Raw genomic sequence first — 4568 nt, forward strand, 5'->3', positions numbered from 1 at the left:
CCTCGAGGTCGAGGTCGCGCGCGGCCGTCAGCTCTACCGTCAGCGTTTTTCCCGCGGCGTCCCGGTCAGCGGCCTCGAGCATCTGGGCGAGGTTCATAACCGCCGCGGCACGAGGACCCGCTTCCACCCCGACGAGCAGATCTTCGGCAAGGGCGCGGCCTTCGAGCCGGCGCGGCTTTATCGCATGGCGCGCTCGAAGGCCTATCTGTTCGGCGGCGTCGAGATCCGCTGGACCTGCGATCCGTCGCTGATCAAGGAGAAGGACCAGACGCCGGCCAAGGCCGAGTTTCATTTCCCCGGCGGCCTGAAGGACTATCTCAAGGCGACGCTGGGCGACGAGTTCCAGGTCACGCGCGAGGTTTTTGCCGGCAAGAGCGACAAGCAGGGTGGCCACGGTTCGCTGGAATGGGCGGTGACCTGGTTCGGCGGCGACGGGTTCCTCAACTCCTACTGCAATACGATTCCAACTCCCGAAGGCGGCACGCATGAGGCCGGCTTCCGCAATGTGCTGGCGCGCGGACTGCGCGCCTATGCCGACCTGATCGGCAACAAGCGCGCCTCTATCATCACCACCGAGGACGTGATGATCTCGGCCGCCGGCATGCTGTCGGTGTTCATCCGCGAGCCGGAATTCGTCGGCCAGACCAAGGACAGGCTGGCGACCATCGAGGCGATGCGCATCGTCGAAAACGCCATCCGCGACCCATTCGACCATTGGCTTGCCGACAATCCGCAGGAAGCCTCGAAGCTTCTCGAATGGGTCATCGCGCGCGCCGACGAGCGTGTGCGCCGCCGCCAGGAAAAGGAAGTCTCGCGCAAGAGCGCGGTGCGCAAGCTGCGCCTTCCGGGCAAGCTCGCCGATTGCACGCAAAATGCGGCCGCCGGCGCCGAGATCTTCATCGTCGAGGGCGACTCGGCCGGCGGCTCGGCCAAGCAGGCGCGCGACCGCGCCAGCCAGGCGGTGCTGCCGCTGCGCGGCAAGATCCTCAACGTCGCCAGCGCCGGCAACGACAAGCTTGCCGCCAACCAGCAGATCTCCGACCTCATCCAGGCGCTCGGCTGCGGCACGCGCTCGAAGTACCGCGACGAGGACCTGCGCTACGACCGCGTGATCATCATGACCGACGCCGACGTCGACGGCGCGCATATTGCTTCCCTGTTGATCACCTTCTTCTATCAGGAGATGCCGAACCTGATCCGCGGCGGCCATCTCTACATGGCCGTGCCGCCGCTCTATTCGATCCGGCAGGGCGGCAAGGTCGGCTACGCCCGCGACGACGCGCATAAGGACGAACTGCTGCGCACCGAATTCACCGGACGCGGCAAGGTCGAGATCGGCCGCTTCAAGGGCCTGGGCGAGATGATGGCCTCGCAGCTCAAGGAGACCACGATGGATCCGAAGAAGCGCACCCTTCTGCGGGTCGACGTGATCGACGCCGAGCAGGCCACCAAGGATGCCGTTGACGCGCTGATGGGCACCAAGCCCGAAGCGCGTTTCCGCTTCATCCAGGAGCGCGCCGAATTCGCCGAGACGGACGTGCTGGATATCTGATCGCGGAAGGGTCCATAAAGGCTCCTGTACGGAGACGAATGTGACCTGGACGCGTCTGAGAGAGCTTGTCGAGACATCGTTAAGCGGTCTGACGCGGCCGACCCGTTCGGACTGGATCTTTGCCTTGCGCACGGTTTCGGCCGGGCTGATCGCGCTGCTTGCCGCCTACGCGTTGAAGCTCGACCATCCGCAATGGGCGATGATGACTGTGTTCATCGTCGCCCAGCCGGTGGCTGGAATGGTGCTGGCGAAGGGCTTCTACCGGCTGCTCGGCACGCTGGCCGGCGGCCTGGCCGCTATCGGCATAACATCCCTGTGCGGTACCAATCCCTGGCTGCTGATCACTTTTCTGGCGCTCTGGGTCGGCATCTGCACGTTCGTATCATCGCTGTTGCGCAACCCGGAAGCCTATGGCGCGGCGCTTGCCGGCTACACGGTGATGATCATCAGCCTGCCGGCGCTCGGTCAACCGATTGTCGTTGTCGATCTCGCTATCGCACGCTGCGCCGAGATCGTGCTTGGCATCGTCTGCGCCGGCGTCACCAGCCGGCTGATCCTGCCCAAGCTCGCGGCCGACGCCATCATTTCCAGGCTGAAGCGCAGCATCCTCGACCTCGCCGAATATGCCGGCGGCGCCTTTTCCGACGGCGATCCGGCAAGCCTTGCCGCGCTCCAGCGCAAGCTGATCACCGACGCCCAGACGCTCGCAGAAATGCGCACCTACGCGCGGCTGGAAGCGCCGAGCTTCGCCCCCCGCGCCCACCCGGTGCGGCGCACCATCGGCCAGCTTCTGTGGGCCCTGTCGGCGGCGCGCACGCTGCACAGCCACCGCGCGCCGAAGAATGCGGCGCTCATCCCGATGCGACGCGACTTGAAAGCCTTTGTCGGCGAGCTGGGGGCGACACCCGGCGCCCTCGACGACACGGGCCCGTGGGTGGCGCGGCTCGATGCGATCGCGAGCAAGGCCAGAGAGGTGCCGGCCCTGCCCGACGATGCCGGTGCAAACACTGCCGCCGAGGACAAGGTGGGCACCATCACTCGCCTCACCATTGCCGGTGATTTTGCCGAAGCGCTGAAACAGGTGTTGGCCGGCCTCGATGCGCTTCGCTCGCCCGTCTCCCGGAAATCGAATGAGCGAAGCCAGCCGGCGCTGGTCGTCCACCGCGACTATCAGGCCGCGTGGCGCAACGCCGTGCGCGCCGCGCTCGCGACGCTGCTCGTTGCCGTCTTCTGGCTGACGACCAAATGGTCGGAAGCGGCCGGCACCGTCATCCTCGTCGCGGTGGTCTCTAGCCTGTTCGCGACGCGTCCCGATCCCGTGCAGTCGGCCTGGGGCTTCTTCACCGGCACCCTGATTGCGCTGCCCTTTGCCTTTCTGGTCGGGCAGGTCGCGCTGCCGGCGCTGCCCGGCTTCGGCTGGTTCACGCTCTTCGTCGTGCCGATCCTGGTGCCTGCGGCGCTCGGCATGGCCAATCCACGCCATGTCGGCGTCGCCACCGCTTTCGCCATCAACTTCCTCGCCTTCCTCAGCCCGCATCAGCAGATGACCTATGATGCCGGGCCGTTCTTTGCGGGCTCGGCCTCGATCCTGGTCGGCATCCTGATCGCCATCGGCGTCTTCATCGTCGTGCTGCCTGCCGACCCTTGGGTCACCGTGGAGCGTATCTCGCAAGCGATGCGCGAGGATCTGGCGCGGCTTTGCCTGCATGAGCGGATACCTCGGCGTTCGGCTTTCGAAAGCCTCGCCTATGACAGGATCAACCAGTTGATGCCGCAGGTGCAGCGAACGGGCCGCAGGGGCGACCCCATTCTCGGCGGCAGCATCGCCGCCGTCACCGTCGGGCTGGAGGTGCTGCGGCTACGCCATGCGCAACTGAATTCCGCCGTGCCGCGCGAGACAGTCGAATCCATCGGCAATTTTCTGCGCGGCCTGGCGCGCGAATTGTTGTTCCGTCGGCCGGGCGAGCCGCAGACCGCGACCATCGCGGTGGCAAGGCAATATGCGGCCAGCATTGGCGAACGCAGCGATCGGCTCGAAATGCTGCGGATCGCCGCCTCGCTGCGCATCATTGCCGCGGCGATGGAAGACTATCCGGATTTCTTTGCAAAGGGTCGTGCCTGAACAAAGGGACATGTCGCGTTTCAGGTCGGACCGGATCCGAAAGGTTCCTTATCAGACTGGTCGGTACTTAGGTGGACAGATGGCGCTCAAACGAATGGACAACATCGGTATCGTCGTCGAGGACCTCGATGCGACGGTTGATTTCTTTCGCGAGCTCGGCCTTGAACTCGAAGGGCGTGCCACGATCGATGGGGAATGGGCCGGACGTGTCACCGGACTGGGCGACCAGCATGTCGAGATCGCCATGATGCGAACGCCGGACGGCCACAGCCGGCTGGAACTGTCCCGCTTCCTCAGGCCGTCGATCGTGGCGGATCACCGCAATGCCCCGGTGAACGCCCTGGGCTATCTTCGCGTCATGTTCGCCGTGGACGACATCGACGACACGCTGGAGGGGCTCCGCAAGCACGGTGCCGAGCTCGTTGGCGAGGTGGTCCGCTACAAGGACATTTATCGGCTCTGCTACATCCGTGGGCCTGAAGGGCTTCTTGTCGGACTTGCCCAGGAGCTCAGCTGAGACCCGATAAGCGCTAGGCCGCGGCAATCGCCAGCGCGTGCCCGCGCGCGTTTTCGCGCAGCGCGTCGAGATGGATCGACTTCACCAGTCCGGCAAGATCGCCCTCGGCCGATTGGCCGCCGAGTTCCTTCAGCATCAGCCAGCTCACTTCCTGCACGCCGGCGACACGCCGGCCGTTGGCGACCTCGCGCCAGACTTTCAGCGCGCGCAGGATGGTGCCATGCGTCGCCGGCGCAAGTCCGGCGCTGCGGAACAGCGCCTGCAGCGCCACGTCGTGCCCGCCGGCCAGAAGCGCCGTCACCCGCTGCTCGGACTGTCGGGCAAGCGCTACCAGCGTCGAACCGAAGAAGTCGACCTTGCCATGCGCGATGGTACGG

4 protein-coding genes are annotated in these 4568 nt (G+C 65.6%); 3 read left to right on the forward strand and 1 reads right to left on the reverse strand.

Going from position 1 to position 4568, the window contains the following annotated elements; all coding sequences use genetic code 11:
- The 3 genes from EOA24_RS28240 to EOA24_RS28250 form a co-directional block, all read left to right on the forward strand.
- Positions 1-1552 (forward strand): DNA topoisomerase IV subunit B (locus tag EOA24_RS28240; RefSeq protein ID WP_133374644.1); only part of this gene is annotated, 1552 nt, incomplete at its 5' end.
- A gap of 40 nt (positions 1553-1592) precedes the next feature.
- Positions 1593-3674, forward strand: coding sequence for an FUSC family protein (locus EOA24_RS28245; RefSeq protein ID WP_126082356.1), 2082 nt, complete (start codon positions 1593-1595; stop codon positions 3672-3674).
- 79 nt (positions 3675-3753) lie between these two features.
- Positions 3754-4191, forward strand: coding sequence for a VOC family protein (locus tag EOA24_RS28250; RefSeq protein WP_126082355.1), 438 nt, complete (start codon positions 3754-3756; stop codon positions 4189-4191).
- A 13-nt stretch (positions 4192-4204) separates the two neighbouring features.
- On the opposite strand, the gene EOA24_RS28255 is transcribed toward EOA24_RS28250, so the two are convergent.
- A partial coding sequence (locus EOA24_RS28255; RefSeq protein WP_127410302.1) for a DUF2336 domain-containing protein occupies positions 4205-4568 on the reverse strand: 364 nt, incomplete at its 5' end.

Origin of the sequence: Mesorhizobium sp. M2A.F.Ca.ET.039.01.1.1, from assembly GCF_003998035.1 — a bacterium.
GTDB lineage: Bacteria > Pseudomonadota > Alphaproteobacteria > Rhizobiales > Rhizobiaceae > Mesorhizobium.

Bases quoted from the DNA above. Each gene is read 5' to 3' on its own strand.
- EOA24_RS28250 (WP_126082355.1), top strand. From the start codon at position 3,754: ATGGCGCTCAAACGAATGGACAACATCGGTATCGTCGTCGAGGACCTC.